A 909-nucleotide genomic window follows, 5' to 3' on the forward strand; every position below is an offset into this window, starting at 1 on the left:
GGTGCCACGGGACCGGTCGCGAGCGCCGCGCTCCTCGCGGACGACCCGCTCGCCGCGCTGGCGGGCTTCACGCTGGAGGTCGGGCGGCCGGTGCGGCCGATGCTCGCCCAGTCGGCGCCGGACATCGCGGCGGCGTTCGAGAAGCTCGGGGGCGATGACCCGACCGAGCTGTGCGTGGACGTGAAGCTGGACGGCATCCGCATCCAGGTGCACCGGCTCGGCGACGAGGTGCGCGTGGTCACGCGCTCGCTGGACGACATCACCGAGCGCGTGCCGGAGATCGTCGATGTGGTGCGCGCCCTGCCTACCGACCGGCTGGTGCTCGACGGCGAGGCGCTCGGCGTCGGGCCGGACGGCGTGCCGCGGCCGTTCCAGGAGACGGCGGCGCGCTCGGCGACGCACGAGTCCGGACGGGGTTCCGCACGCGGGCCGGCTCGGGCGGCGTCGGCCGAGGAGGCGCTGGCCGACCAGTTCCAGCTCACGCCGTTCTTCTTCGACGTGCTGCACGCCGACGGCCGCGACCTGCTCGACGCCCCGCTGAGCGAGCGCCTGGCCGTGCTGGACGAGGTCGCGGGGCCGCACACGGTGCGCCGTCTGCTCACCTCCGATGCCGACGAGGCGGCGGAGTTCTTCGCGGGCGCGCTCCGCGAGGGCCAGGAGGGTGTGGTGATCAAGTCGCTGGACACGCCGTACGCGGCCGGACGCCGGGGCGCGGGCTGGGTCAAGGTGAAGCCCCGCAAGACGCTGGACCTCGTGGTGCTGGCGGTCGAGCGCGGTTCGGGCAGACGCCAGGGCTGGTTGTCCAACATCCACCTGGGCGCGCGGGACCCGGAGGGCGGCTTCGTGATGCTAGGCAAGACCTTCCCGGCAACGGAGTTACGAGGTATCGTCCCAGCATGACCGACCACG

Annotated in this window: 1 protein-coding gene; it reads left to right on the forward strand. The window is 73.7% G+C overall.

What is annotated here, in order from left to right; all coding sequences use genetic code 11:
* Positions 1–900: ATP-dependent DNA ligase (locus tag PROKR_RS21050; protein WP_281171742.1), on the forward strand; the 900-nt coding region annotated here is incomplete at its 5' end.
* Positions 901–909: the final 9 nt, after the last annotated feature.

Source organism: Promicromonospora kroppenstedtii DSM 19349, from assembly GCF_000515355.1.
Taxonomy (GTDB): domain Bacteria; phylum Actinomycetota; class Actinomycetes; order Actinomycetales; family Cellulomonadaceae; genus Promicromonospora; species Promicromonospora kroppenstedtii.